The sequence below is a fragment of the Agromyces sp. MMS24-JH15 genome (assembly GCF_043518605.1).
Classification (GTDB): Bacteria; Actinomycetota; Actinomycetes; order Actinomycetales; family Microbacteriaceae; genus Agromyces.
In genome coordinates this window covers 544782-571760 of sequence record NZ_CP171358.1, presented here as the reverse complement: position 1 = coordinate 571760, position 26979 = coordinate 544782, and the positions used below count along the sequence as shown (strand labels likewise).

Genomic DNA, 26979 nt, shown 5'->3' with positions numbered 1-26979 from the left:
GGTAGTCGGGGCATCCGACATCGCCGCGGAACGGGTCAGGCGGCCGACGCCGCCTCGAGCGTCCCGCGCTCGAGCCCGAGCATTCCCTCGACCGCGTGCTCGATGAGGGAGCCGCGCTCGCCGGCGTCCCCCCAGCGGACGAGGGCCTGGGCGTTGAGGCCGTCGATCATGCCGAGCACCTGCCAGGCGGTGACGGCGGGGTCGGCCACCCGGAAGGCGCCGGAGGATGCCCCGTCGGCGACGACGCCCTCGATGAGCGACTGCCAGGCGTCCATCTCCTCGCGAACGGCGTGCGCGAGCGGCTCGTTGCGCCGTCCGAGCGCCCACGCCTCGACCCAGACCACGGTGACGTCGCTGCGCGCGCTGTCGAGGAGCGTCCGGAGCAGGGCCGCGAGGCGCGCGGGCGGGTCGGGGCGGGCGGCGACGAGCGCGCCGACCTCGTCGAGCTCGGCGGCGACGACGGCGCGGAAGGTGCGGGCGACGAGCGCGTCCATGCTCGGTTCGTAGTGGGCGACGAGCCCCGGCGCGACGCCGATGCGCGCGGCGACCGCGCGCAACGTGAGCGCCGTGAGTCCGTGCTCGTGGGCGAGGTCGCGGGCGGCGTGGGCGATCTCGGCGCGGCGGGCGTCGGGCGACTTCCGCGGCGCCCGGGTGCGGTCGGCGCTTGACATGGCATGCCCAGTCTAGGTACCGTCGCCCGAGTTATTGATCATTTGATCAATATTGTGGCGACACCGAGGAGGTGCCCGCATGACCTGGCGCATGCCCGCCGAGACCGCGCCGCACGAGCGCACGTGGATGGCGTTCCCGGCCGAGGGGATCACCCTCGGCGAGACGGCCGCCGAGCGCGATGAGGGCTACGCCGCGTGGACGGCGGTCGCCCACGCCGTCGCCGAGTTCGAGCCCGTCACGATGCTCGTCGACCCGTCCGAGCGCGAGCGCGCCGCGCGCACGCTGGGCGCGGCCGTCGATCAGGTCGAGGCGCCCGTCGACGAGTTCTGGATGCGCGACCACGGCCCCACCTTCGTGGTCGACGACGAACGGCCCGGCGTGCTCGGCGCGGTCGACTGGGTGTTCAACGGCTGGGGCGCGCCCGCCTGGTCGGAGTGGCGGAAGTCGGCCGAGCACGCGCGGATCATCGCCGACCTCGCCGGCGCCGAGCTCGTCTCGAGCCTCCTGGTCAACGAGGGCGGGGGCATCCACGTCGACGGCGAGGGCACCGTGCTCGTGACCGAGACCGTGCAGCTCGACCCGCGGCGGAATCCCTACGCCGACCGTGCGCGCGTCGAGGCCGAGCTCGCGCGCACGATCGGCGCGACGACCGCGATCTGGCTGCCCCGCGGCCTCACCCGCGACTACGACGACTTCGGCACGAACGGCCACGTCGACATCGTCGCGACCCTGGCTTCGCCGGGCCGGCTCCTCCTGCACGACCAGCGCGATCCGGGGCATCCCGACTTCGAGGTCACGCGCCAGCTGCGCGCGCACCTCGCCGAGCAGGTGGATGCCTCGGGCCGCGCCCTCGAGATCGTCGGCCTGCCCGCTCCGGCGACGCTGCGCGACGACGAGGGCTTCGTCGACTGGAGCTACGTCAACCACCTCGTCGTGAACGGCGGCGTGATCGCGTGCGGGTTCGGCGATGAGCGGGCCGACGCGCAGGCGCGCGAGATCCTCGAGGCCGCCTACCCCGGCCGTCGCGCCGTCACCGTCGACGCCCGCCCGCTGTTCGCCCGTGGCGGGGGCATCCACTGCATCACGCAGCAGCAGCCCGCGGTGGCGCGATGAGCGACGACGCCTCCCGGTGGTCGAGTAGCGCCGCCGAAGGCGACGCCTCCCGGTGGTCGAGTAGCGCCGCCGAAGGCGACGCCCCCCGGTGGTCGAGTGGCGCCGCCGAAGGCGACGCGCCCCGGTGGTCGAGTAGCGCCGCCGAAGGCGACGCGTATCGCGACCACGACGCCCATGGATTCGACGTCGTCGAGGCATCCGTCGCCGACCTGCGCGCCGCGCTCGACACCGGCGCGGCGACGAGCGTGGGGCTCGTCGAGGCGTACCTCGCTCGCATCGACGCGTACGACGCGCCCGGCACGGCGACCGCGCTCAACGCCGTCGTCGTGCGGAACCCCGACGCGCTCGCCGAGGCCGCGGACTCCGACGCGCGCCGCGCGCGCGGCGAGGTGCTCGGCCCGCTCGACGGGATCCCGTACACCGCGAAGGACTCGTACCTCGTGCGCGGCCTCACGGCCGCGGCGGGCAGCCCGGCGTTCGCCGCCCTCGTCGCGCAGCGTGACGCGTTCACGATCGAGCGCCTGCGCGCGGGCGGGGCGATCTGCGTGGGCCTCACGAACATGCCGCCGATGGCGAACGGCGGGATGCAGCGCGGCGTCTACGGACGCGCCGAGAGCCCGTACAACGGGGACTACCTGACGGCGGCGTTCGGCTCGGGCTCGTCGAACGGGTCGGGCACCGCGACGGCGGCGAGCTTCGCCGCGTTCGGGCTCGGCGAGGAGACGTGGTCGAGCGGCCGCGCGCCCGCGTCGAACAACGCGCTCTGCGCCTACACCCCATCGCGCGGCGTGATCTCGGTGCGCGGCAACTGGCCGCTCGTGCCGACCATGGACGTCGTCGTGCCGCACGCGCGCACCATGGCCGACCTGCTCGAGGTGCTCGACGTCATCGTCGCCGACGACCCCGAGACGCGCGGCGACTTCTGGCGCGCGCAGCCGTGGGTCGGGGTGCCCGCGGCGTCCGAGGTGCGGCCGCCGTCGTACGTCGCGTTGCTGCCGGGCGCGACGGCGGGTGCGAATCCCGCGGGTGCGGCGGATGCCCCGGGTGCGGATGCCTCGGGTGCGGCGGATGCCCCGGCCCGCGCCGCCCTCGCCGGCCGGCGCCTCGGTGTCCCGCGCATGTACGTGAACGCCGACCCGCTCGCGGGCACGGCCGAGCCCGGGGCATCCCTTCGACAGGCTCAGGGCGCCGCCGTCGGCATCGGCGGCCCGACCGGCCGCCGGATCGACACGCGACCCTCGGTCATCGCGCTCTGGGAGGCCGCCCGCCGCGACCTCGAGGCCGCGGGCGCGACCGTCGTCGAGGTCGACTTCCCGGTGGTGTCGAACTACGAGGGCGACCGGCCCGGAGCGCCGACGATTGCGACGCGCGGCCTCGTGAGCCCCGCGTACCTGCGCCGCGAGATCGTCGACCTCTCGGCGTGGGCGTGGGAGGACTTCCTCGCCGCGAACGGCGACCCGGCGCTGCGCACGCTCGCCGACCTCGACGGCGCGACGATCTCCCCGCACCCGGAGGGCGCACTGCCCGACCGCTACACGGGCTTCGACGACGACATCGCCGAGTACCCCGGCTGGGTGCGCGCCCACCCGGGCGCGACCTGGGCCGACATGCCCGAGCTCGAGGCCGGGCTCCGCGGCCTCGAGGAGACCCGTCGGGTCGACCTCGAGGAGTGGATGGACGGGCTCGGGCTCGACGCCGTCGTCTTCCCCGCGGTCGCCGACGTCGGCCCGGCGGACATGGACGTGAATGAGGCATCCGCCGACCTCGGCTGGCGCAACGGCGTCTGGGTGGCGAACGGCAACCTCGTGGCCCGGCACCTCGGGATCCCGACCGTCACCGTGCCCATGGGGACGATGTCCGACATCGGCATGCCCGTGGGCCTCACGTTCGCAGGCCGCGCCTACGACGACACCGCCCTGCTGCGGCTCGCGGCGGCCTTCGAGGCGACGGGCTCGCGCCGCACCCCGCCGCCGAGGACGCCGCCGCTCGGCTGACCGCCGGATACCCTGACGCCATGGCGGCGAACCGGTCCCGCGCGGCGACGTACGCGCGTCGACGCCAGCGCCGGATGGCGCGCGTCGCGCACGACCTCACCGACGCGCAGTGGGCGGCGCTCACCGAGGCCTGGCGGGGCTGTGCGTACTGCGGCGCGACGGATCGACCGCTGCAGCGCGACTGCATCTTGCCGATCTCGCGCGGCGGCCGCTACACGCTGCCGAACGTGGTGCCGGCGTGCGGCTCGTGCAACGCGAGCAAGTGCAACGACGAGGTCGCCGGATGGCTCCGCCGCAAGCACCTCGACGAGCGGGCGTTCCTCCTGCGCCACCTGGAGATCCGCGACGCGCTCGTCGCGCGCTTCGCCGATGCGGCTCCGACCCCCGATCCGGTCGATCCCGCCGACGCGCCCGATCCGCCGGACCCCGCGTGAGCGGCGTCGCGCGCGGCGCGACATCAGGGAAATCGTGGATGCCCCGCCCGGGGCCCGTTCCCTAGGCTGAGCCCGTGCGACTCCGTGTCATCCCGGCCGCCGTCGCGGCCGCGCTCCTCGCCCTCGGCGGAGCATCCGCCGCGCTCGCCGCGCCCGCGGCCGCCATGCCGGCCGGCCACGTCGCGCCCGCCGCCCCCGTCGTCGCGGCAGTCCCGGCCGTCCCGGCCGGCGTCGACGACTTCGCCTTCGCGTCCTTCGACGGCGACTACACGCTCGGCCGCGACGCCGAGGGGCGCTCGACGCTGACCACGGTCGAGACCCTCGTCGCCCAGTTCCCGGACTTCGACCAGAACCACGGCATCCGGCGCGTCCTCGTCGGCGACTACGAGGGGCACCCCACCGACCTCGAAGTGCGGTCGGTGACCGACGAGCAGGGCACGCCGCGCCCGTACGAGGCCGAGTGGGAGGACCACCTCCTCACCCTGACGATCGCCGCCGACGAGTTCGTCCACGGGCTGCAGACGTACGTGATCACGTACACGCAGCGGAACGTCACGCGGTACTACGCCGACACGAACGCCGACGAGTTCTACTGGGACGTCAACGGCGAGAACTGGGCCCAGCCGTTCGGCCAGGTCACCGCGACGGTGCACGCACCGGCCGACATCCTCGGCGCCGCGACCGGGGGCGTCGACGCGGTCGTCGGCTCGTTCGGCTCCGAGACGCCGGCCGAGATCGCGCTCGTCGAGGGCGGCTGGGCGTTCCAGGCGCCGCAGGTCGGGCCGTACCAGACCCTCACGTTCGCGATCGGCTTCCAGCCGGGCACGTTCGCCGCCCGCGACGACGGCTTCTTCGCGGCGCCCTGGCCCGTGCTCGCCGCGCTCGGCGGCGTGCTCGCGTTCCTCGGCCTGATCGCGGCGATCGTCGTCAGGATCGCGAAGCTGCGGGACGCGAAGGGCCGCCCGTTCATCGTGCCCGAGTACCTGCCGCCGCCCGGCATCGGCATCCCGCTCGCGGCCGCGGTCGGCAAGCGCACCTCGCACGCGCTCACCGCGCAGCTGCTGCAGCTCGCCGTGCTCGGGCGCATGCGCATCGTCGAGGGGGAGCCGAAGGGCTGGCTCTCGCGGAAGCCCACCTACGAACTCGAGTACCGCGAACCGCCGGCGGATGTCCCGCAGGCGGCGTGGCGGCGGCGGCTCCAGGCGACCCCCGAGGACGAGCGGACCCTCCACGCCGTGTTCGGCGGCACACTCACGCCCGGCGAGCGACGATCGCTCGCCGAGAAGAACACGAGCATCGGGCAGAGCCTGCAGAAGGTGCTGTCGTCGGGCGCGACGGCCGCGACCACCCGCGGATACCGGCGCAAGCGCCCGGCCGGCTGGCTCGCGCTCGTGTTCGGGCTCACCGGCGCGGGGCTCGTGCTCGCGTTGGTGTTCGCGATCATCTCGGCCGACCAGGTCGTCGGCGGCGCGTGGCCGTGGCTGTTCGTCGCGGTGGCCGTCCTCGCCGACGGGATCGCGATCCCGCTCGTCCTCCGGACGGCGCTCGAGCCCAAGGGCGCCGAGCTGCGTGATCACCTCGCGGGGCTCGACCTGTACATCCGGCTCGCCGAGGCCGACCGGATCCGCGTGCTCCAGTCGCCCGTCGGCGCCGAGCGCACGCCCATCGCGGCCGGCGACCCGGAGCAGGTGCTCGAGCTGAACGAGCGGCTGCTGCCGTGGGCGGTGCTGTTCGGCCACGAGCGCGAGTGGGCCGACGTGCTCGGGCGCGCGTACGAGCAGGCCGGACGCGAGCCGGACTGGTACAACGGGCACCACGCGTTCTCGACCGCGGTCCTCGTCTCGGCCGTGAGCGGGGTCTCGTCGAGCTCGGCGGCCTCGTTCGCGAGTTCGAGCTCGTCGGGCGGCTCGGGCGGCGGCGCGTCCGCGGGCGGCGGCGGCGGAGGCGGCGGCGGCGGCGGGGTCTGACCCGTCCCGGTCCCCATTTCAGGACCACAGCCGTTTCGGGGCGCATATGCGCCTGTTATGTGTCGGGACATCGGTGACGGTTCTGCATCAGGACATCGGTGACACTTCGTGGGTGTTTGGTGGTGACACTTCTGCGGCTCTGATGGCGGGGTGAGCAGAAACGAGCCTGTCGATCCCCGTGTCCGTCTCGCGATCACGCAGTGGCCACCGGACGCACCGCGGGGTGCGGTGACGACGTTCTGTGCCGAGCACGGAATCTCACGGAAGACGTTCTACGAGATCCGTCGACGGGTCGGTACGGATGGGCCGGCGGCCGCGCTCGAGCCACGCTCGAAACGCCCGGCCGTGAGCCCGTCCCGGATCGGTGCGGACATCAAGGTCCACGCCATCCAGGTGCGGGCCGCGCTGGAGCAGTCGGGTCTGGATCACGGGCCGATCAGCGTGCACGACCGGATGCTCAGCCTCGGGATGATCCCCCCGTCGACGGCGTCGCTGGCGCGGATCTTCCGTGACGCGGGAGTGGCTCGTGCGGAGCCGAGGAAGAAGCCGCGGGCCGCGTACCGCCGGTTCGTGTACCCGGCACCGAACGCGTGCTGGCAGTTGGATGCGACCGAGTACGTCCTGACCGGCGGCCGCCGGTGCGTGATCTTCCAACTCATCGATGACCATTCCCGGTACGCGGTCGCGTCGCTCGTGGCATGGTCGGAAACCTCGGACGCGGCGATCGCCGTGGTCGATAAGGGCATCACCGCGCACGGGGTCCCGCAACGGCTCCTCACCGACAACGGGACGGCGTTGAACCCGTCCCGTCGCGGCATCCACGGCCGGCTCGTGATCCACGTGTCCCGGCTCGGTATCGAACCGATCACCGGAAAACCGTACAAACCGACCACGCAGGGCAAGAACGAACGCTTCCACCAGACCCTGTTCCGGTTCCTCGACCAACAGCCCCTCGCGAACACCCTCGCCGAACTCCAAGCCCAGGTCGACCGGTTCGACAGGATCTACAACCGCGAACGCCCGCACCAGGGCCTACCCGGCCGGATCACCCCGCAACAGGCCTGGGACGCGACCCCGACAGCCGAACCACCCCGACCCCGGCCCATCGAGCCGACCCGCCCACGCAGTTACGACCCGACCCCTGCGAGCACCGACGAGGTCCGGCTCGCACGCGTCGAGGCCAACGGCGGGATCAAGGTCCGCGGCGTGAAGTTCCACATCGACGGGCGACTCGCCGGACACCAGATCCTGATCATCGAGAACCCCGAGACGATCACGTTCGCCGATACCGACGGCACGATCCTGATCGAGCACCCCCGACCCGCACCCGGCACCACGTACGTCAGCAACGGCCGCCCCCGCGGACCACGCCCACCAACCCCGAAAACGTCACCGATGTCCTGACACACCAAACGTCACCGATGTCCTGATGCAGAACCGTCACCGATGTCCCGATACATCACAGGGCGCATATGCGCCCAACGGGACCGTGGTCCTGAAATGGGGACGGGACGCGTCAGCTGGAGGACACCGTGATCCGGTGCAGGCCGGTCGCGCCGTCGGGTGCGGGCGGGGCCTGCTCGGAGGTCTGCACGGTGCCGTCGGCACCCGTCGCGCGCACCCGGAGGGTGTGCCCGCCCGACGGCGCGTTCCAGTCCCACCGCCACTGCACCCACGTGTCGTCCGAGATGGCGGTCGCGAGGTCGGCCTCGTACCACGGGCCGTCGTCGTCGACCTGGACCTCGACCTTCGCGACGCCCACGTGCTGGTACCAGGCGACGCCGGCCACGACGAGCGGCCCCGCCGCGACCGACGACGCGTTGCGCGGCACGTCGATGCGGCTCTGCAGCTTGATCGGTCCTTCGGCGCTCCAGCCGCGGTCGGTCCAGTACGCGGATGCCTCGTCGAACCGGGTCACCTCGAGCTCGGCGACCCACTTCGTGGCGGACACGTAGCCGTACAGGCCCGGCACGACCATCCGCACGGGGAATCCGTGCTCGATCGGCAACGGCTCGCCGTTCATGCCGATCGCGAGGATCGCGTCGCGGTCGGGATCGGTCAGCACCGACAGCGGCGTGCCGGCGGTGAAGCCGTCGACGCTGCGGCTCAGCACCATGTCGGCGTCGGCGTCGGGGACGGCGCGCGCGAGCAGGTCGCGGATCGGCGTGCCGAGCCAGACGGCGTTCCCGATCAGGTTGCCGCCGACCTCGTTCGAGACGCACGCGAGCGTGACGGCGTGCTCGGCGAACGGCAGCGCGGTGAGCTCGGCCCAGTCGAGCGTCACCTCGTTGGCGACCTTGCCGTGGATGCGCAGGGTCCAGGTCGCCGGGTCGACCTCGGGCACCACGAGCGCGGTGTCGATCCGGTAGAAGTCGGCGTTCGGCGTGACGATCGGGTCGAGTCCGTCGACGGCCAGTTCGGCGCCTGCCGGGATCCGCGCGGTCGTGGTCGGCACCGGGAGGCTGATCGCGTCGCGGACGGCGCGGACGGCGCGACGACCGTACTGCGCGGCCGTGCCGCCGACGATCGCGAGCACGCCGACGACCGCGGTCCCCGCGGTCCACAGGAGGAACCGGCGCCGGTCGGTTCCGGCCGATGCGCGCGAGCCCGGCGCGGTCGCCGGGCGCTCGGATGCCTCGATCGGACCGGATGCCCCGGATGCCCCGGATGCCCCGGATGCCCCGGATGCCCCGGATGCCCCGCGCTCCGCGCCCGCCCGTGCGCCGACCGCCGACTCCGGCAGGCGCCGGACGAGCACGTGCACCGCGACCGCGCCCGCCAGCCCGGCCACGGCCGAAGGCACCACCGCCAGCGGCCCGGCATCGGCCCGCGTCGCGGCCGCGATCGCGCCCACCACGCCGAGCAGCCAAAACACCACGGCGCCCCACGGCGGGCGTCGCGCCTGGAGCACGCCCGAACCGGCGGCGACCGCGACCAGGACGATACCGATGCCCACGAGGAGCGCGGCCTTGTCGCCCGTGCCGAAGAGCGCGATGGCCGTGTCCTTCGCCCACGCCGGCGCGAGGTCGACGAGCGCCTCGCCGACCGCGGCGAGCGGGCCCGACCCGGGCGCGAGCAGCGCGGCCGCGAGCTCGCCCAGCCCGACCGCGAGCACGGCCGCAGCCACGCCCGCCAGCGCGGCGAGCCATCCTCGCCCCCGTGCCCGGCGATCGGCCATGCCGCCAGCGTAACGCCGTGGCATCCACTGCGCGCCCGGCGCCTGCCCGCTTATGCTGGCCGCGGGGCGAACGACCCCGCTGACGCAGGGGAGGACACGTGCCGCACGCGATCGAATACGACCGGTTCGGCGGGCCCGAGGTGCTCCTGTACCGCGAGATCCCGTATGCGCTGCCCCGCGCGGGCGAGGTCGTCGTCGAGGTGCGCGCGGTGGGCGTCAACCCGATCGACTGGAAGATCCGATCGCGGATCCGCCCGAGCGGCGAGATCACCGCGCCGAGGCGCATCGGCTCCGACGCCGCGGGCGTCGTGACGACGGTCGGCCCCGGCGTCGAGGGCTGGGCCGTCGGCGACGAGGTGATCGTGTCCGGGGTCACGGGCGCCTACGCGACCGAGCTCGTGGTGCCGTCGGGCGGACTGACCCGCAAGCCCCCCGCGGTCACGTTCGAGGAGGCTGCCGCGATCCCGATCCCGGTCGGCACCGCGTACCAGGTGCTCCGCTCGATGGGGGTCGGCGAGGGCACCACGCTCCTCTGGCACGGCGGTTCCGGCGCGGTCGGGCAGGCGGCGGTCCAGCTCGCGCACCGGTTCGGTGCGACCGTGATCGCGACCGCGAGCGAGCACAACCACGCCCATCTCCGCGAACTCGGCGCGATCCCGGTCGCCTACGGTCCGGGGCTCGCCGACCGCGTGCGGGCCGCGGCCCCGGGCGGCGTGGACGTCGCCGTCGACGGCGCGGGCACGTCGGAGGCGGTCGAGGTCTCGAATGAGCTCGTCGGGGACGGTGACCGGATCGGGACGATCGTGCAGGGCCGCGAGGCCGCGGAGCTCGGCATCCGCGCGTGGGGCGGTGGCAGCCCGGTGCCGCTCACCGCGCAGGAGTTGGCGTGGCGGTACGAGGCGATCGGCGTCGCCGCGGAACTCGCCGCTGCCGGCGAGTTCGTCCTCGAGATCGCGCACCGGTACCCGCTCGTCGATGCCGCCGAGGCGCACCGGCAGAGCGAGACCGGGCACGTGCGCGGGAAGATCGTCCTGATCCCCTGATCCCCGGCTCGGCCTCACCCGGCCGCGTGGGCGCGCACGAACGCCGCGGTGCCGGGCGCGAGCCCCGCGCCGAGCTCGTCCTGCGGCCGCTTCCGCCCCTTCACCTCGAACGAGTGCCCGCCGCCGTCGATCCACTCGAGCACGGCGTTCGCCCCGATCCGGGCGATCACGTCCTCGAGCTGGTCGTTCGGGTTCGCGAACGGATCGTTCGTGCCCTGGAGGAACAGCATGGGCGCCGTGATGCCGTACAGATGCTCGTCGCGCGGCCGGTCCGGCCGGCCCGGAGGGTGCAGCGGGTAGCCGAGGTACACGAGCCCCGCCGCGGGCATGCCGTCGGCGACGGCCATCGAGGCCATCCGCCCGCCGAACGACTTGCCCGACGCCCAGATCGGCTCGCCCGGCGAGCCCGCGTCGGCCGCGAGCCCGGCGGCCGCGGCCGCGGCGGCCCGCCAGGCGGCGATCGCCACCGGCGGCCGGTCGGGGAACCTGCGCCCGGCCTCGCGGTACGGGAAGTCGAAGCGCAGCGTCGCGAGGCCCTCGGCGTTGAGCGCGCGCGCGAATCCGGACAGGAACGGATGCTCCATGCCCGCCCCGGCACCGTGTGCGATCACGACCGTCGCGTCGGCTCCGGCCGGCCGGGCCGCGATCGCCGAGACCGGCGTCCCGTCGACGTCGATGCGGAGGCGGGTCTCGTCGGTCATGCCCCCATGCTGCCGCACGCGCGCGCCGATCGCGCGCGCGGGATCGCGCCGGGCGGCATCACGCCCTGCGGCCCGCGATCGGCGACCCGAGCCGCCGGTTGCGGCCCGAGACGAGGCGCGCGGCCAGCGTGACGACGGCGATCGCGACGATCGCGACGATCGCGGCCGCGGCGACCGCCGCCGACTGCGGCTCGCCGGTCAGGCGTGCGACGGCGATCCACGCGAGTCCCCACGACGCCGCGAGCATGGGCGCGACGCCACCGCGGCTGACCACGCCGAGCCCCGCGACCGCTGCGGCGGCGAGCGCGATCACGCCGATCGCCCAGGCCTCCGCGGGGATGCCCCAGCCGTCGAAGCCCGCCGCGACCAGGACCGCGGCGACGTTCGCGGCGGTCGCGACGCACACCCAGCCGAGATAGGCGCCGATCGTGCCGTCGACGACGACCGCCTCGCGCAGCCGATGCGGCGGCGTCCTCGCGCACCGCACGTACGCGACGCACAGGACGCCGAGGAGCACGACGATCACGACCGCGCTGAGCGCGAGCAGGCCCGCCTGGACCGCGAGGATCCAGGCCGCGTTCAGCAGCATCGACGCCGCGACGGCCCAGCCGAGGCGGCGCTGCCGGTGCTGGTGGCGCTGCGCGGGCAGCGCCTGCCAGACCGCGTAGGCCACGAGCCCCGCGTAGATCGCCGTCCAGATGGCGAACGCCGGGCCCGCCGGTGCGAGCAGCGTGGCATCCGATGCGAACGCGCCGTCCGCGGCATCCCGGATCGGCGTGCCCCCGAACACGCCGGAGCCGACGACTGCGCCGGCGATCGCGACGAGCGCGCTCGCCGCGACGACCGTCACGCGGATGCGATCCGTCCGCTGCGCGCGCGCCACATGCGGGTCCCGGTTCGGAAGGGTTCCGGTCGCAGGACTCCCCGTGCTCATCGGTCAGGCCGCCCGCGGCCAGGCATCCGCCGTCATCGAGGTCCCGAACAGGCTCGACAGTTCGTGCACGCCGCCGCGACGGAACGCCGAGCGCTGGCGCGAGGCGCCCGTGCCGAGCTGCACCATCCGGGCGGTCAGCTCGAGGACCACGTCCGACTCGCCGGTCGGTTCGAGGGCCGGCCCGATCCGCTCGAGCAGGCGGTCCAGGACGGTCCGCGCGGGGGCCGGGTCGCCCGTGGACGGGTCGTAGAGGTCGTCGCGCAGGCCGGCCTGCGCCGCGTGCATGACCGCAGCGCTCAGGACGTCGCCGTGCACGTCGGCCTCGCCGGGTTCGCCGCCCTCGGTCTCGAGCGCGTAGTCGACGAGGCCGCGGCAGAGTGCGGCGATGCAGAGCGTGTCGGCGACGGTGAGCTGCGCGTCGGCCATCCGGAACTCGACCGTGGGCAGGTGCTCGCTCAGCCGCGCGTTCCACATCACGAACCCGGGGTCGTCCGTCCCGGACGCGACGAGGAGCGCGCGGAGCCGGTGCTCGTAGTCGGTCGCGCCGCGGAACCGCGGCGGCGTGCCCGCGGTCGGCCAGCGGCGGAGCTGGATGGTCCGCCAGCTCTCGTACCCCGTGTCGTAGCCCCGCCAGAACGGCGAGTTCCCGCCGAGCGCGGTCAGGAGCGGGATCCACGGGCGGATCGTGTTGATCGCGACCACGCCGGCCTCGCGGTCGGGCACGCCCACGTGGACGTCGAGCGTCGTGAACTGGTGGTCGCCGATGAGTCCGGCCATGTCGCGCACGACCGGCTCGTACTTCTCGAGGTGGGACACGGCGGGGAACGGCAGTGCGTCGGGCGTCGCGCCGATGCCGGCGACCGAGACGCCGAGCTCCTCCGCGCGCTCGGCGATCCGTCGGCGGAACTCGGCGAGTGGTGCGCGGGCGGCCTCGAGCGAGTCGAAGACCGCCGAGGCGTGCTCGAGCTGCGAGGCGAGGAACTCCCGGCGCACGTGCGGCGCCCATTCGGGCTCCTCGAGGAGTTCCTCGTGGACGCGGGCCGCGACGTCCGCGGGGCGCAGGGTCGCGGGATCGAGGAAGACGAAATCCTCCTCGACGCCGAACGTGGTCGTCATGTCCGCAGACCTCCCCAAGGGCGCGGGCGGAGCCGGACGGTCGGTTCCCCCGGCCGCGCGGCACGGCTGGCGCCGGCGTCGCGCGTGACCACCCGTCGGTTTCAGCGTCCCGGAGCGTCCGCCGGGTGTCAACCCCGAGCGACGATCACGGCTCCCGGTGTCACCAGCCCTCGGCGAGCACCTGGTCGAGCTTCGCGACGAAGTGGTCGGCGCTCGCGGCGTCGAGGCACAGCGGCGGCTTCACCTTGAGCACGTTCCGGTGGTCGCCCGTCGGCTGCATGATCACGCCCAGCTCGCGGAGCCGGTCGCAGATCGCCGCGGTCTCGGCGGTCGCGGGTTCGAGCGTCCGCCGGTCGCGTACGAACTCGACGCCGAGGTAGAGGCCGAGCCCGTGCACGGTCCCGATGAGGGGGTGCCGCTCGGCGAGCGCCGCGAGCGAGGACTTGAGGTGCGCGCCGACCTCGACCGCGTTCCGCTGCAGCCGTTCGTCGCGGAACGCGTCGAGGACCGCGAGGCCCGCCGCGCACGACGCCGGGCTGCCGCCCGTCGAGCTGAAGAACGACCCCTCGGCGGCGAACCGCTCGGCGATCTCGCGCGTCGTGACGACCGCGCCGAGCGGGTACCCGTTGCCCATCGCCTTGGCGACCGCGACGATGTCGGGCACGACACCCTGCTGCTCGAAGCCCCAGAACCACTCGCCGAGTCGGCCGTAGCCGGCCTGCACCTCGTCGGCGATCGCGAGTCCGCCCGCGGCGCGGACGGCCGCGTACACCTCGGCGAGGTAGCCGTCCGGCAGCGCGATGCCGCCGGCGTTGCCGGTGAACGTCTCGGCGATGAAGCCGGCCGGCGGCCGGCCGGCGGCGACGAGCCCGGCGATCCGGCGGGCGGCGTCCGGCGCGTAGCGCGCGGCATCCTCGCCCCGGTGGATGCCCCGGTACGGGTTCGGCGCGTCGAGCACGTGGACCCAGTCCGGTCGCGTGGCCAGCGCGCCCGGGTTGTCGGCGATCGACGTCGAGACGGCGTCGGACCCGAGCGTCCAGCCGTGGTACGCCTCGGCGACCGCGAGCACGTCGGGTCGCCCGGTGGCCGCGCGCGCGATCCGGATCGCGAGGTCCGCGGCCTCGGAGCCCGAGTTGACGAGGAGCACCGTGTCGAGCGGGTCGGGCAGGAGCCCCGCGAGCCGTTCCGAGAGTTCGACGAGGGCGCCGTAGTGGAAGCGCGAGTTCGTGTTGAGCGTGCGGAGCTGCCGGGCGACGGCGTCGGCGAGCCCGAGGTGGCCGTGCCCGAGCGGCGTCACGTTGTTCACCATGTCGAGGTAGGTGCGCCCGTCGGCGCCGACGAGGTGCTCGCGCCAGCCGCGCTCGATCCTGGGCGGGTCGGCGTAGTAGTGCTCCTGCACCCCGGCGAACGCGTGCGCGCGGCGGGCGAGCAGGGCCGAGGCCGTCGAGGTCCGGGAGGCGTCGCGGTCGCTCAGGTCGTTCGGGACGAGGCCGAGGGCCTCGGCCGGATCCGCCGTGAGTGCGAGCCAGCCGGGCGCGAGCTCGGGCCGGACGAGGTGCGGGACCTCCGGGGCATCCGCGTCGACCAGGCGGAGGCGCACGCGCTCGCCCGCGCCGAGCAGGCCGAGCGGCGAGCCGGCCCCGACGGCGGTGCCGGGCTCGGGGACCGCGACGAGCGCGCCCTCGATCTCGAGGCGGACGGCGCCGGCTCCGGCCGCGCCGCCGCCGGGCCGGGCCGCCAGGCGCACGACGACGTGGCCGGGTTCGGATGCCCCGGCGGCGGCCGATCGGATGACGGTGCCGTCGCCGGGGCACGCGAGCGGCAGCGCCTCGGCGAGCCAGAGGTCGATCCCGGTGGGCACGGTCGGGGTCGACCGGTCGGCGTACGGCCGGCTCGCGCTGATGCGCGGTTCGCCGCGGGGCAGCCAGGCGGCGGATGCCCCGGCGGCGATCGCGTCGGCCGCGAGCCGCTCCTCGAGGTCGGGTTCGAGCCAGGCGCCCCCGTCGAGCGCGGACGACGAGACCGAGACGTCGAGCCGTGACGCGCGCGCGGCGTCGAGCCCGGGCACGATCGCGTACCGCGGATCCGGACGGGACCCCGAGCCGTCGGCCGCGGCCGCGCGGGCTCCGGCCGGCGCGGGGGCTCCGGCCCGCGTGGGGGTTCCGGCCGGCGCGTCGACGCCGATCGCTGCGCCGATGAGCGCGGTCATGACCGGAGTCGGCACCGAGACCGCCTGCTCGAAGATCCGCAGCTCGCGCTCGAGTCCCTCGGCCGCGTACGCGTTCGCGCCGCCGTCGATCCGGACCTGCTGCGACCCGCTCACGACGAGCACCGCGCCGCGCAGCACGACGATCGGCCACAGCGCTTCGACCTCGGCGGGGGCGAGCGGCCGCACCCGGTGGAATGCCGCGATCGCGGGGAGCACGTGGTGCGGTTCCGCACCCGCGTGGTGGAGGACCGACGAGATCGCGATGGCGAGCTCGGAGACCGCCCAGCTCCGGCTCGCGTCGCCGAGGTCGATGATCCCGTCGGGCAGCTGCGCCCCGGTGCCGGACGCGAGCACGAGGTTGTCGTCGGTGAGGTCGAGGTGCACCGGCTGGACGGGCAGGTCGTCGGCGACCGCCGCGACCCGGGCCCACGCGGCCGCCGCCTCGCGCTCGACCCGGTCCCGCAGCGCGGGGTCGGCGACCTCGGCGGCCAGCAGCCCGACCACCCGGTCCGCGACGCGCGGATCCCACTGGAGCACGCGGTCCAGTCCCGGGTGGTCCAGGTCCGCGAGCGCGGCCGAGACCCGGCCGGCGACCTCGCCCATGCGCGCGACGACCGCCGGCGAGAGGTACCGGTCGCCCGTGAGGGTCCCGCCCGGCAGGTGCTCGATGAGGCGAACGGCGAGCCGGCCCGTGCTCGTGTCGACCTCGGCCGATCGCGGGCGGCCGCGGTCGTCGGCGAGGGTCGCGGCGACCCGGAGACCGGGCGCGGCCGCGGCGATGCGCGCGGCGACGGCGTCCTGCGCGGCGAGCTCGGTCGCGCTGAACGCGGGGTTCGCGATCTTCACGACGCCGAGCACGGCGCCGTCGTCGGATCGGGCCAGCAGGTTCTGGTCCTGCTGGCTGCCGAGCGGCTCGAGGATGACGCGGAGATCCCACCCGGCACGCAGGATCTCGGCGACCTCCTCGACCGGGACGGCCGGGGCCGGCAGCCCGCCGGACCCGAAGAAGTCGAAGCCTGCATTCGTGGGGGACATCCTCGTACCCTTTCGGTGAATCGGAACGACGATAGTCGGCGCCGACGCCGCGGTCGAATCCCCCGATCGGGCCGGCCGCCGCCTCCCGCCGATGTCGGCGGCTCGGCCTACCGCGCCGCGGTCGAATCCCCCGATCGGGCCGTCCCCCGCCTCCCGCCGATGTCGGCGGCCCGGCCTACCGTGCCGCGGTCGAATCCCCCGATCGGGCCGTCCCCCGATCGGGCCGGCCGCGGCATCGCGGTCCCGGGTCGTGGGTCGCGCGCGGAAGCCGACCCGCCTCCCGCCGATGTCGGCGGCTCGGCCTACCGTGTGCAGCATGACCCAGCAGATGCAGCGACACGTCGGACACGCGGTGCTCGACGACCCGTGCCCGCGCTGCGGCTCGCACGACGTGCGGGCGATCGTGTACGGGCCGTTCGACTTCGCGGTCGAGACCGTCGAGGTCCAGCCGAACGACCTCTACGACGACGCCCCCATCTTCGACTGCCGCGAGTGCGGCTTCGAGTGGGGGCTCGCCGTCCGCGACCTGCTGGGCTGACGCTCCTGCGCTGCCGCGCGCCGGCCTGCGTCCGGGTCGCGGGTCCGGCCGGCGTCACTCGAGGTCGGCGAGCTCCTCGTGGATCCTCCGCAGGTCCTCCAGCAGCGAGCCGATCAGGATCCAGTGGTTCGACTTCGGGCTCGGCACCACGAGGTGCGACGTGAGCGCGGGGATCACGGAGGTCGGCGGGTCGGGCTCGACGTCGGCCAGGTGCGCGGCGAGCCGCACGTCGTGCGACGCCCGCCGCAACTGCTCGGCGATCGCGGCCGCGGTCGGCTCCTCGACGATCGTCGGGTCGTAGCGGTCGACGAGTGCGCGGGTCATCCCGATCACCTGCGTGACGATGGGGCTCAGCCGCTCGAGGAGGGCGCGCTGGTCGGCCAGGTCCTGCCGGTGCGCCGAGCGCCGCGGGTTCAGCATGAGCGACTCCTCGGCCGCCAGGATGGAGGCCTCGGCCGAGGCCAGCATCGGCCGGAGCAGCCTCGCCTCGACCATGAGCCCGGCCAGCTGCCCGGGGGTGCGCGTTCCGACCAGTGCGCCGGCGAGGCGATCGAGCGACGCGGCGAGCTCGCCGCCGAGGAGCTGGAGGTCCCGACGGGCGGGTGCGAGCGGGAGCGGCGGCACGATGAGCACGTTGACGACGATGCCGATCGCGGCCCCGATGACGGTCTCGACCACGCGCGCGAACGCGTACGAGGGCGAGTCCGAGCCGAGCGCGAGCACGAGCATCGCGCTGATGGCGACCTGGTTGGCGGTGCCCGCGGTCATCCGCATCGCCCAGGCGAGCCCCATCGAGACCACGATCGCGAGGATCACGACCCAGCCCTGGTCGCCGAAGGCCAGCGAGAGCACCGTCGCGACGAGCACGCCGCCGACCACGCCGATGCTGCGCTCGATCGCCTTGCCGAGCGACTGGTTGACGCTCGGCTGCACCACGAGCATCGCCGCGATCGCGGCGAACACCGGCAACTGGTCGTCGATCACCCAGTCCGCGGCGACCCACGCGGCGACCGTCGCGATCGCCGCCTTGCCGACCTGCAGCAGCGACGGGCGCTTCGATGCCCGGATCGCGTCTGCGAGGCCCATGCCACCACGCTAGACCCCGGCCGGAAGCCGAGGCGTGCCGACGGTGCGCGCGAATCGCGTCGGCGCGCGGCGGATGATGGCGCGCGGCGTCGGCCGCTCGGTAGCATCGCGCCATGCCCCTGCGCCCGACGCTCACGCACATCGGCGGTCCGACCCTCCTGATCGAACTCGAGGGGTGGCGGATCCTCGTCGACCCGACGTTCGACCCGCCGGGGCGGCGCTATTCGTTCGGGTGGGGCACGTCCTCGGTGAAGACCGAGGGACCGACCGTGCCGCTCGACGAACTCGGCCCGATCGACGTCGTGCTGCTCAGCCACGACCAGCACGCGGACAACCTCGACGACGCCGGGCGGAAGATGCTGCCGGACGCGGGCGTGGTCATCACGACGGCGGCGGGCGCGTCCCGCCTGCGCGCCGGCGGCCTCACGAGCGTGCACGGCCTGCACGCGTGGGAGACCGCGACGGTCGAGCCGCGCGAGGGCGAGTCGGGCCCCGAGGGCGGCGAGCGACAGCAGCTCACGGTGACCGCGACACCCGGTCGGCACGGCCCCGCACTGGTCAGTCCGATCGTCGGCCCCGTCGTCGGATTCGCACTGTCGCTCGGCGACGCACCCGAGACCGCGGTCTGGGTCTCGGGGGACAGCGTGCTCTACGAGGGCCTCCGGGACGCGGCGTCCCGGCTGGACGTCGACGTCGCGGTCCTGCACCTCGGCGGCGTCCGCTTCCCCAGCACGGCCGCGATCCGGTACACGATGACCGCGGACCGCGCGGTCGAGCTCATCGGCCTGCTCGGGCCGCGCGCGGTCGTGCCGGTGCACCAGGACCAGTGGAGCCACTTCGCCGAATCGCGGGACGACGCCAAGCGCATCATCGACGCGGCGCCCGCGGCGATCCGCGACAAGCTCGTCTGGCTCGAGCCCGGGAGCCCGACGGTCGTCTGACGGACCCGCCGCCCGTGCGGCCGTCGGCGGTGCGTGGAAGGATCGGCCCGTGGCCGACCGACTGATGCTGCTCGACACCTCGTACCTGTACTTCCGCGCCTTCTTCGGCGTGCCCGACTCGTTCCGGCGCGACGACGGCACGCCCGTGAACGCGGTCCGGGGCATCCTCGACGCGGTCGCGAAGCTCGTCGGCGACTTATCGCCGACCCACCTCGTCGCGTGCTGGGACGAGGACTGGCGCCCGGCGTGGCGGGTCGACCTCATCCCGAGCTACAAGGCGCACCGGGTCGTCGAGGCGGTGTGGGATGCCCCGGACGTCGAGGAGGTGCCCGACCCGCTCGCGGTGCAGGTGCCGATGATCGCCGAGGTGCTCGCGCTCCTCGGCATCGCGCGCGTGGGCGCCCCGGCCGCCGAGGCGGACGACGTGATGGGCACGCTCGCGACGGGCGCCGGCATGCCCGTGGACGTCGTGACCGGTGATCGCGACCTCTTCCAGCTCGTGTCCGACGCCGACGAGGTTCGCGTCGTGTACGCGGCACGCGGGCTGTCGAAGCTCGAGTTCGTGACGGACGCCGCGCTGTTCGCCAAGTACGGCGTGCTCCCCGAGCAGTACGTCGACTTCGCGGTGCTGCGCGGCGACGCGTCCGACGGGCTGCCGGGCGTGGCGGGGATCGGCGAGAAGACCGCGGCGGGGCTGCTCGCGACGTTCGGCGACCTCGACGGGATCCGCCGCGCGGCGGGGGATCCGGCGGTGCCGGGGATGTCGGCCGGCATCCGCGCGAAGCTCACCGCCGCGTCCGCATACCTCGACGTCGCGCCGACCGTGGTGCGGGTCGTGCGCGACCTCGACCTGCCGCCGTTCGAGGCGCGGCTCGCCCCGGTCGAGGGTCCTGCCCGCACGGACCTCGAGCGGCTCGCGCAGGAGTGGAACCTCGGCGGATCCGTCGCGCGCGTGCTCGCGGCGCTCGACGCGACCGTAGGGTGACCGCGTGACCTCCGAACCCGAGCGCCTCTTCTCGTACGGCACATTGCGCCTTCCGCAGGTGCAGCGCGAGACGTTCGGCGCGGAGTTGCCGACGTCGCCCGACGCACTGGCCGGCTGGCGCATCCGGATGCTCCGGATCACGGACCCCGACGTGCTCGCGCTGAGCGGCGAGGCGGAGCATCCGATCCTCGAGCGCACCGGCGATCCGGCCGACCGCGTCGAGGGAGCGGTCCTCGAGCTCACGGCCGCCCAGCTCGCCGCGGCCGACGCCTACGAGGTCGACGACTACGAGCGGGTCGCGGTCGAGCTCGCGTCGGGCGTCGGGGCCTGGGTGTACGTCGGCCGCTGAACGGCGCGAGCGCACCGGGAGGTGCTCAGCGCCGCGCGATCGTCGACCCGCGGATGACCAGCCGCACCGGCAGGTGGTGCGTGCCGCTGCCGAGCTCGACGCCCTCGATCGCCTCGAAGATGCGCATGGCCGCGGCCCGGCCGAGCTGCTGCAGGTTCGCGTCGATGCTCGTGAGCTCCGGGCGGGACTGGGTGGCGAGCACCTCCCAGTTGTCGTAGCCGATGACCGCGACATCCTCCGGCACCCGGCGGCCGAGGTCGCGCAGCGTGTCGAGCACGCCGCGCGCGAGCTGGTCGCTGCCGGCGAAGATCCCGTCGATGTCCGGGTGGTTGGCGAGCAGCATGGCCGTGGCGTCGCGACCCCAGTGCTCCGACCACGCCGAGAACATGGGCTCGCCGACGAGCTCGAGCCCGGCGTCGGCGAGCGCGGCGCGGACGCCGCGCGATCGGTCCTGCGCGGCGGCGTACGACGGGTCGCCGGTGATGTGCGCGATCCTGGTCCGGCCGCACGCCAGCAGGTGCTCGATGGCCATGCGGCCACCGGCCTCGTTGTCGGGGGTGACGGAGTGGTCGGCGGGATCGTCGCTCGGCGCGTACGCGTAGACGACCGGGACGGGCAGGTCGTGGCCGAGCGACGGGCGCGGGTCGGTCTGCCGACCGACGACGATGATGCCGTCGACCCGCCGATTCAGCAGCGCCCGGATGTGGTGCTGCTCGCGGATCGCGTCGCCGCGCGCGTCGCACAGGAACACGTTCACCTGGCCCGCGCCGAACGCATCCTCGGCGCCCATCAGGATCGGCAGCACGAAGCGGCCCTCGAGGTCGCTCGTGAGCAGGCCCACGGTGCCCGTGCGCCCCGCGATGAGGCTGCGTGCGAGCTCGTTCGGCGTGAACGAGAGCTGCTCGGCCGCCTCGATCACGCGGCGGCGGGTCGCGGCGGCGACCTGGTCGCGACCGTTGATCGCCTTGGACGCGGTCGCCAGCGAGACGCCGGCGAGGCGTGCCACGTCGCTCAGCGTCGCGGCCCTCGAGCCGGAACCGCCCGTCGCCTCGGCTCGCGCCATGTTCACCCCTTCATCGTTTCGGAAACGCTACCGGCATTTCGCGCTTGACGTGCCGAGTTCGCCCAGAGTAGCGTGCCGAAAGGCATTTCGGAGGGTTTCGGTCCTGCGTCCAAAACGGCACCGAGTCACCCGAGTGTCCGAGGCAATCGCAATCCCCGGGTCCCGAACGGGTCCCGCTCAAGGACGAGCTAGGAGACACAGATGACACGCACCATCCGCCGGGGCACGCGAGCGATCGCGCTGCTCGCAGCCGGCGCACTCGCCGTCGGACTCGCCGCGTGCAGCAGCGCCGCCGAGGAGAGCGGCTCGAGCCTGGCCGACGCCGGCGCCGAGGGCGTCGACGACGGCACGACGCTCACCCTCTGGACGCGCGCGCCGCTCGAGAAGCAGGCCAACCTGCTCGTCGACGCGTACAACGAGAGCCACGAGAACCAGGTCGAGCTCACCGTCGTCCCGAACGACGACTACGTCGCCAAGGTGGGCGCGGCGGCCGGCAGCAACGGCCTGCCCGACCTGTTCGCCGCCGACATCGTGTACGTGCCGAACTGGGTGCAGCAGGGCCTGTTCCAGGACATCACCGCGAACATCGACGGCTTCGACTTCAAGGACTCCATCAACCAGGGCCACCTCTCGGCGGGCACGCTCGACGACAAGGAGTACGTCCTGCCGTTCGTGCTCGACCTCTCGATGCTGTTCTGGAACAAGGACCTCGCGACCGAGGCCGGCCTCGACGCCGAGGCGGGCCCGAAGGACCTCGCCGAGTACGCCGAGTGGGCCAAGGCCATCCAGGCGCTGAACAAGCCCGACACCTACGGCACGGCCACCGGCCTCGCGTGCGGCGGATGCCTCGTCTTCACGTGGTTCCCGAGCGTGTGGGCCGACGGCGAGGAGGTCCTGAGCGAGGACGGCACCGAGTCGCTGCTCGCTAGCGACACCGCCAAGGACGTCTACTCCACGTGGAACGACCTCTGGAACTCGGGCGCGGTGCTCCCGTCGTCGAAGGACGAGGCGGGCCCGACCTGGACCGCGGGCTTCACCGAGGGCAAGGTCGGCCTGATGTTCTACCCGGCCACGCTCCTCTCGTCGACGCCGTTCGACGTGGGCGTCGCCGGCATCCCCGGCCCGAAGGGCGGCGGCTCGACGTTCGTCGGCGGCGACGGCATCGGCATCTCGAAGGACTCGAAGAAGGCCGCGCAGGCGTGGAACTTCCTCAACTGGATGATGTCCGAGGACGCGCAGGTGCAGGTGCTCGCGAAGGACAACGACGTCGTCTCCCGCTCCGACCTCGCCGACAACGAGTACTCGCAGAAGGACCCGCGCCTCATCACGATCAACGAGGTCGCCGGCGAGGGCGACACCCCGGTCGCGATCAACTTCCAGCAGGCCTTCAACGCGCCGAACAGCCCGTGGCTGACGCTCGTGCGCAACGCCGTGCTCGAGGGCTCGGACACGGTGGATGCGGACAACGAGGAGATCACGGCGATCCTCTCGCAGTAGGACGCGACGGGCCGTGGCGCGCCACCCTGCGCCACGGCCCGGTCGGATGCCCCGTGCCGCGCTTCCACGGGGCATCCGATCGCTCCCTCGGCTCGTCGCCCGGCCGCGCCGCCGGACCATCCGAAAGGCTCCATCCATGACCGCAACCGTCCACGTCCCGCCCGCCGGCCCGCCCGGCCGGGGCGGCCGCCCGCGGGCGCGTCGCTCGCGCCGGTCCGCCGAGGCCGTCCGCGGCTGGCTCTACGCCCTGCCGACCGCGGTCTTCGTCGCGGGCCTGTTCCTCATCCCGCTCGCGCTCGTCGTGCAGATGTCGGGCAGCGACTGGCCGCTCCTCAGCGGCAACCACGGCTGGAACTTCCCCGAGAACTACCAGGACGCGGTCTCCAACCGGTTCTTCTGGGACTCCGTCTGGTTCACCCTGAAGTACACCGTGCTCACCACCGTGATCCTGCTCGCCCTGAGCCTCGGCCTCGCGATGCTGGTGCAGGAGTCGACCCGGTGGAAGGGGCTCCTGCGGACCTCGTTCCTCGTGCCGAGCGCGCTCGGCCTCGCGAGCGCATCGCTCCTGTTCTACGTGCTCTACTCGCCCTACGCCGGCCCGTTCGCCGACCTCATGCAGGCCTGGGGGTTCACCTTCCTCGGGACGCCCGACGGCGCGCTCTGGTCGACCATCTTCCTCATCGTCTGGCGGTACGCCGGCTTCTACATGCTGCTCATGCTGGTGGGCCTGCAGGGCATCCCGGACGACGTGTACGAGGCCGCGCGCATCGACGGGGCATCCCGCTGGCAGACGTTCCGGAGCGTGACCATCCCGCTCCTGCGCCCGACGCTCGCGCTCACGACCGTGCTGTGCGTCACCGGGTCGCTGCTCGCGTTCGAGCAGTTCTACATCCTCACCAAGGGCGGCCCCGACAACTCGACGATCACGATCGTGCAGCTCATCTACGCGGTCGCGTTCCAGGGCCAGAACGACCTCGGCGTCGCCGGCGCCCTCTCGGTGATCGTGCTGCTCGCCCTCGTCGTCATCAACATCGCGCAGATCCGCGCGTTCAACCGGAAGGCCGAGGACTGATGTCGACGACCGCTCCGCGCCGCGCGAACGACCCGCTGGCGCCACTCCCGCCGACCGACTCGACGATCGCCCTCACGGCGCCGGGCCACGACCCGCGCCGGCGGCGCCCGACGCCGACCTCGTTCGCGGGCATCGCGCTGCGCACGCCGTACTGGGTCGTGACCGGCGCGCTCGCGCTGCTGTTCCTGTACCCGCTCATCTGGACCGCGATCTCGAGCGTCTCGCCGCTCGCCGGCACGAACCAGACCGACGGGTACGGCTTCGGCAACTACATCACGCTCGCGAACTACCAGGCCGGGATCTGGGTGTACCTGCTCAACTCGACCTTCGTGTCGCTGCTCACGGTGCTGCTCACGCTCGCGGTGTCGCTCCTCGGCGGGTACGCGTTCGCCCGGTTCCGGTTCCCCGGCAAGGACCTGCTGTTCCTCTCGACGCTCGCGATCCTGATGGTGCCGTACGCGACGCTGCTGATCCCGCTGTACGTGCTCCTGAACGCGATCGGCCTGTCGAACTCGCTCGTGGGCGTCGCGCTCGTGCTCACGATGTTCCAGCTCCCGTTCTCGATGTTCATGATGCGGATCTCGTTCGAGTCGATCCCGCGCGAGATGGACGAGGCCGCGATGGTCGACGGCTGCTCGACCTGGCAGGCGCTCTGGCAGGTGCTCGTGCCCGCCGTGAAGCCCGGCCTCATCACGGTCGGCCTGTTCGCGTTCCTCGCCGCCTGGAACGACTTCATGGCGCCCCTGATCCTGATCAGCGACACCAATCGGATGACCCTCCCGCTCGCGATCTCGAACCTGCGCGTCCAGGTGCAGGGCGTCGTCGACTACGGCGCGACCGAGGCCGGCGTCGTCGTGCTCGCGCTGCCGTGCATCCTGCTCTTCCTCCTCCTCCAACGCCACTACGTGCGCGGCTTCATGTCGGGCGCCTTCAAGGGATGAACATGACCATCACCACGACCACCGCCCGCCTCGTCCCGGTCGCGCCCTCGCGCGGCGCGCTCCGGCCCCTCGGCCTGGACGAGGTCGCCATCACCGGCGGCCCCTGGGCGCGTCGCCAGCGCGTGAACGGCACGAACACGCTCGACCACATCGAGGGATGGCTCGAGCGCGAGGGATGGATCGCCAACTTCGACCTCGCCGCGGCGGGCGCGCTGCCCGAGGGGCGCCGGGGCCGCGAGTTCAGCGACTCCGAGGTCTACAAGTACCTCGAGGCGCTCGCATGGGAGATCGGGCGGCTCGAATCGGCCGTGCGGGCCGGCACGGGTGGGGCGGATGCCTCGGGCGCGGATGCTTCGGACGCGGCTGCCTCGGACGCGGCGCGCGCCGCCGAGCTCGACGCCCGCCTCCGCGCGATCGTCGCGCGCGTCGCCGCGGCGCAGGAGCCCGACGGCTACCTCGACACGCGGTTCGGCCGGCCCGGCCAGGGCGCCAGGTGGACCGACCTCGAGTGGGGGCACGAGCTCTACTGCCTCGGCCACCTGTTCCAGGCCGCCGTCGCACGGGCCCGCACTCGGCCCGGCGCCGACGACGGCCTGATCGAGGTCGCGCGTCGCGCCGCCGACCTCGTCTGCGCCGTGTTCGGCGAGGGCGGCGACGAGCGGATCTGCGGGCACGCCGAGGTCGAGGTCGGCCTCGCCGAGCTCGGGCGGGCTCTCGGCGAGCCGCGCTACGTCGAGCAGGCGCGCCTCTTCGTCGAACGCCACGGCCGCGGCACGCTGCGCGACATCGAGTGGGGTCGCTCGTACTACCAGGACGACGTCGCGGTGCGGGACGCGACCGCGCTCCGCGGGCACTCCGTGCGCGCGAACTACCTCGCCGCCGGTGCCGCCGACGTCGCGATCGAGACCGGCGACGACGACCTGGTCGACGCCCTCGTCCGCCAGTGGGAGACGACCGCCGAGCGGCGCACGTACGTCACGGGCGGCCAGGGCTCGCACCACCAGGACGAGGCGTTCGGCGAGGACTGGGAGCTCCCGGCGGACCGCGCCTACTCCGAGACGTGCGCGGGCGTCGCATCCGTCATGTTCAGCTGGCGCCTCCTGCTCGCCTCGGGCGATGCGCGCTACGCCGACCTCGTCGAGCGCACGCTGTTCAACGTCGTCGAGACCTCGCCCGCCGCCGACGGGCGCGCGTTCTACTACGCGAACACGCTGCACCAGCGCGTGCCCGGCGAACCGGCCGACCCCGACGTGGTCTCGCCGCGCGCGCACTCGTCGCTGCGGGCGCCGTGGTTCGACGTCTCGTGCTGCCCGCCGAACACGGCGCGCACGTTCGCGAGCCTCGCGGCGTACGTCGCGACGGCGGATGCCTCGGGCATCCAGTTGCACCAGTACGCGCCCGCGACGATCCGGACCGCGCTCGACGACGGCCGCGAGGTCGCGCTCGACGTCGAGACCGGGTATCCGCTCTCGGGCTCGGTGGTCGTGCGCGTGCGGTCGGATGCCCCGTCGCCCTGGACGCTGACGCTGCGCGTGCCCGCGTGGGCGGAGGGCGCCCGGCTCGTCGTGCGCCCGGCCGACGGCGGCGCCGACGAGGTGCAGAATGCCTCGCCCCGAGGGCGCGCCGGCACGGTGTCGGTCGCGCGCGCGTGGGCGGCCGGCGACTCGGTCGTGCTCGACCTGCCGGTCGCGCCGCGGTTCACGGCACCCGACCCGAGGATCGACGCGGTGCGAGGATGCCTCGTGGTCGAACGCGGCCCGGAGGTCTTCGCGCTCGAGACCGTCGACCTGGCCGGCACTGCGCTCGAGGCATCCGACTTCGCGGACCTGCGCATCGACCCGGCGACCGCGCTGCGCGACCTCGCCGACGGCGGGGTCGCGGCGGAGCTCGTCGACGCGCGCACCGGCGCCCGCGCCGAGGTGCCGTTCGTGCGGTATCACGAGTGGGCCGAGCGCGGCCCGTCGCAGATGCGGGTGTGGGTGCCCGCGCTCGGAGCGTAGGCGCGAACACGAAGGCCGCGACCAGGGTCGCGGCCTTCGTCGTCGCCGGTTGCATGGTCGCGGCGTGGCGGCGTCGCGGCGTCGCGCGTGCGCGTCTGCGGCGGTCGGCGT

At 73.9% G+C, this 26979-nt stretch carries 21 protein-coding genes and 1 pseudogene; 14 read left to right on the top strand and 8 right to left on the bottom strand.

Annotated features, from left to right (window positions below; translation table 11 throughout):
• Positions 1-35: 35 nt before the first annotated feature.
• The gene (locus tag ACDF64_RS02615; RefSeq protein WP_394553249.1) at positions 36-671 is read right to left on the bottom strand and encodes a TetR/AcrR family transcriptional regulator; all 636 of its coding nucleotides are present in this window, start codon (positions 669-671) and stop codon (positions 36-38) included.
• A gap of 79 nt (positions 672-750) precedes the next feature.
• On the opposite strand from ACDF64_RS02615, the gene ACDF64_RS02610 reads away from it, so the two are divergent.
• The 5 genes and pseudogenes from ACDF64_RS02610 (at position 751) to ACDF64_RS02590 (ending at position 7610) form a co-directional block, all read left to right on the top strand.
• Entirely contained in the window at positions 751-1785 is a 1035-nt protein-coding gene (locus tag ACDF64_RS02610; protein ID WP_394553248.1) for an agmatine/peptidylarginine deiminase, read from the top strand.
• Entirely contained in the window at positions 1782-3779 is a 1998-nt protein-coding gene (locus tag ACDF64_RS02605) for an amidase (protein WP_394553247.1), read from the top strand. Before ACDF64_RS02610 ends, ACDF64_RS02605 begins: the two co-directional genes overlap by 4 nt.
• Positions 3780-3799: 20 nt before the next feature.
• On the top strand, positions 3800-4213 hold the full coding sequence (locus ACDF64_RS02600; RefSeq protein ID WP_394553246.1) for an HNH endonuclease: 414 nt from the start codon (positions 3800-3802) through the stop codon (positions 4211-4213).
• Between the two features lie 74 nt (positions 4214-4287).
• Positions 4288-6180 (top strand): DUF2207 domain-containing protein, encoded by a 1893-nt coding sequence (locus ACDF64_RS02595; protein ID WP_394553245.1) that lies wholly within the window; start codon positions 4288-4290, stop codon positions 6178-6180.
• Between the two features lie 228 nt (positions 6181-6408).
• A pseudogene (locus tag ACDF64_RS02590) lies at positions 6409-7610 on the top strand (integrase core domain-containing protein).
• An 86-nt stretch (positions 7611-7696) separates the two neighbouring features.
• Here the strand turns inward: ACDF64_RS02590 and ACDF64_RS02585 are convergent.
• Positions 7697-9358, bottom strand: a complete 1662-nt coding sequence (locus ACDF64_RS02585) for a molybdopterin-dependent oxidoreductase (RefSeq protein ID WP_394553244.1) — start codon at positions 9356-9358, stop codon at positions 7697-7699.
• Between the two features lie 98 nt (positions 9359-9456).
• Here ACDF64_RS02585 and ACDF64_RS02580 point away from each other — a divergent pair, with 98 nt between their 5' ends.
• Entirely contained in the window at positions 9457-10401 is a 945-nt protein-coding gene (locus ACDF64_RS02580) for an NADP-dependent oxidoreductase (protein WP_394553242.1), read from the top strand.
• Between the two features lie 14 nt (positions 10402-10415).
• On the opposite strand, the gene ACDF64_RS02575 is transcribed toward ACDF64_RS02580, so the two are convergent.
• From ACDF64_RS02575 to ACDF64_RS02560, 4 genes are all read right to left on the bottom strand, one after another.
• Positions 10416-11102: an alpha/beta family hydrolase gene (locus ACDF64_RS02575; RefSeq protein ID WP_394553241.1), complete on the bottom strand. Its 687-nt coding sequence runs from the start codon at positions 11100-11102 to the stop codon at positions 10416-10418.
• Between the two features lie 58 nt (positions 11103-11160).
• Complete coding sequence (locus ACDF64_RS02570; protein WP_394553240.1) at positions 11161-11952, bottom strand: tryptophan-rich sensory protein; 792 nt, start codon at positions 11950-11952, stop codon at positions 11161-11163.
• 87 nt (positions 11953-12039) lie between these two features.
• Positions 12040-13152 (bottom strand): YbdK family carboxylate-amine ligase, encoded by a 1113-nt coding sequence (locus tag ACDF64_RS02565; RefSeq protein WP_394553239.1) that lies wholly within the window; start codon positions 13150-13152, stop codon positions 12040-12042.
• Between the two features lie 160 nt (positions 13153-13312).
• Complete coding sequence (locus tag ACDF64_RS02560; RefSeq protein WP_394553238.1) at positions 13313-16396, bottom strand: aminotransferase; 3084 nt, start codon at positions 16394-16396, stop codon at positions 13313-13315.
• Between the two features lie 316 nt (positions 16397-16712).
• Between ACDF64_RS02560 and ACDF64_RS02555 the strand changes: the two genes are divergently transcribed.
• Positions 16713-16934 (top strand): hypothetical protein, encoded by a 222-nt coding sequence (locus tag ACDF64_RS02555; RefSeq protein WP_394553236.1) that lies wholly within the window; start codon positions 16713-16715, stop codon positions 16932-16934.
• 54 nt (positions 16935-16988) lie between these two features.
• On the opposite strand, the gene ACDF64_RS02550 is transcribed toward ACDF64_RS02555, so the two are convergent.
• A complete protein-coding gene (locus ACDF64_RS02550) occupies positions 16989-18020 on the bottom strand; it encodes an aromatic acid exporter family protein (protein WP_394553235.1) in 1032 nt (343 codons plus the stop codon).
• 113 nt (positions 18021-18133) lie between these two features.
• Between ACDF64_RS02550 and ACDF64_RS02545 the strand changes: the two genes are divergently transcribed.
• From ACDF64_RS02545 to ACDF64_RS02535, 3 genes are read left to right on the top strand one after another with little or no spacing between them, the layout of a single operon-like run.
• Positions 18134-18961, top strand: coding sequence for an MBL fold metallo-hydrolase (locus tag ACDF64_RS02545; RefSeq protein WP_394553234.1), 828 nt, complete (start codon positions 18134-18136; stop codon positions 18959-18961).
• A gap of 49 nt (positions 18962-19010) precedes the next feature.
• Complete coding sequence (locus ACDF64_RS02540) at positions 19011-19946, top strand: 5'-3' exonuclease H3TH domain-containing protein (protein ID WP_394553233.1); 936 nt, start codon at positions 19011-19013, stop codon at positions 19944-19946.
• A gap of 4 nt (positions 19947-19950) precedes the next feature.
• A complete protein-coding gene (locus ACDF64_RS02535; protein ID WP_394553232.1) occupies positions 19951-20295 on the top strand; it encodes a gamma-glutamylcyclotransferase family protein in 345 nt (114 codons plus the stop codon).
• A gap of 25 nt (positions 20296-20320) precedes the next feature.
• Here ACDF64_RS02535 and ACDF64_RS02530 read toward each other — a convergent pair whose 3' ends face one another.
• Positions 20321-21358 carry a LacI family DNA-binding transcriptional regulator gene (locus tag ACDF64_RS02530; protein ID WP_394553230.1) on the bottom strand — a complete coding sequence of 346 codons (1038 nt, stop codon included), beginning with the start codon at positions 21356-21358 and terminating at the stop codon, positions 20321-20323.
• A 201-nt stretch (positions 21359-21559) separates the two neighbouring features.
• On the opposite strand from ACDF64_RS02530, the gene ACDF64_RS02525 reads away from it, so the two are divergent.
• The 4 genes from ACDF64_RS02525 (at position 21560) to ACDF64_RS02510 (ending at position 26868) form a co-directional block, all read left to right on the top strand.
• On the top strand, positions 21560-22855 hold the full coding sequence (locus tag ACDF64_RS02525) for an ABC transporter substrate-binding protein (RefSeq protein ID WP_394553229.1): 1296 nt from the start codon (positions 21560-21562) through the stop codon (positions 22853-22855).
• 136 nt (positions 22856-22991) lie between these two features.
• On the top strand, positions 22992-23927 hold the full coding sequence (locus ACDF64_RS02520) for a carbohydrate ABC transporter permease (protein WP_394553228.1): 936 nt from the start codon (positions 22992-22994) through the stop codon (positions 23925-23927).
• Positions 23927-24868 carry a carbohydrate ABC transporter permease gene (locus ACDF64_RS02515; protein ID WP_394553227.1) on the top strand — a complete coding sequence of 314 codons (942 nt, stop codon included), beginning with the start codon at positions 23927-23929 and terminating at the stop codon, positions 24866-24868. Before ACDF64_RS02520 ends, ACDF64_RS02515 begins: the two co-directional genes overlap by 1 nt.
• A 2-nt stretch (positions 24869-24870) precedes the next feature.
• A complete protein-coding gene (locus ACDF64_RS02510) occupies positions 24871-26868 on the top strand; it encodes a glycoside hydrolase family 127 protein (RefSeq protein WP_394553225.1) in 1998 nt (665 codons plus the stop codon).
• Positions 26869-26979: the final 111 nt, after the last annotated feature.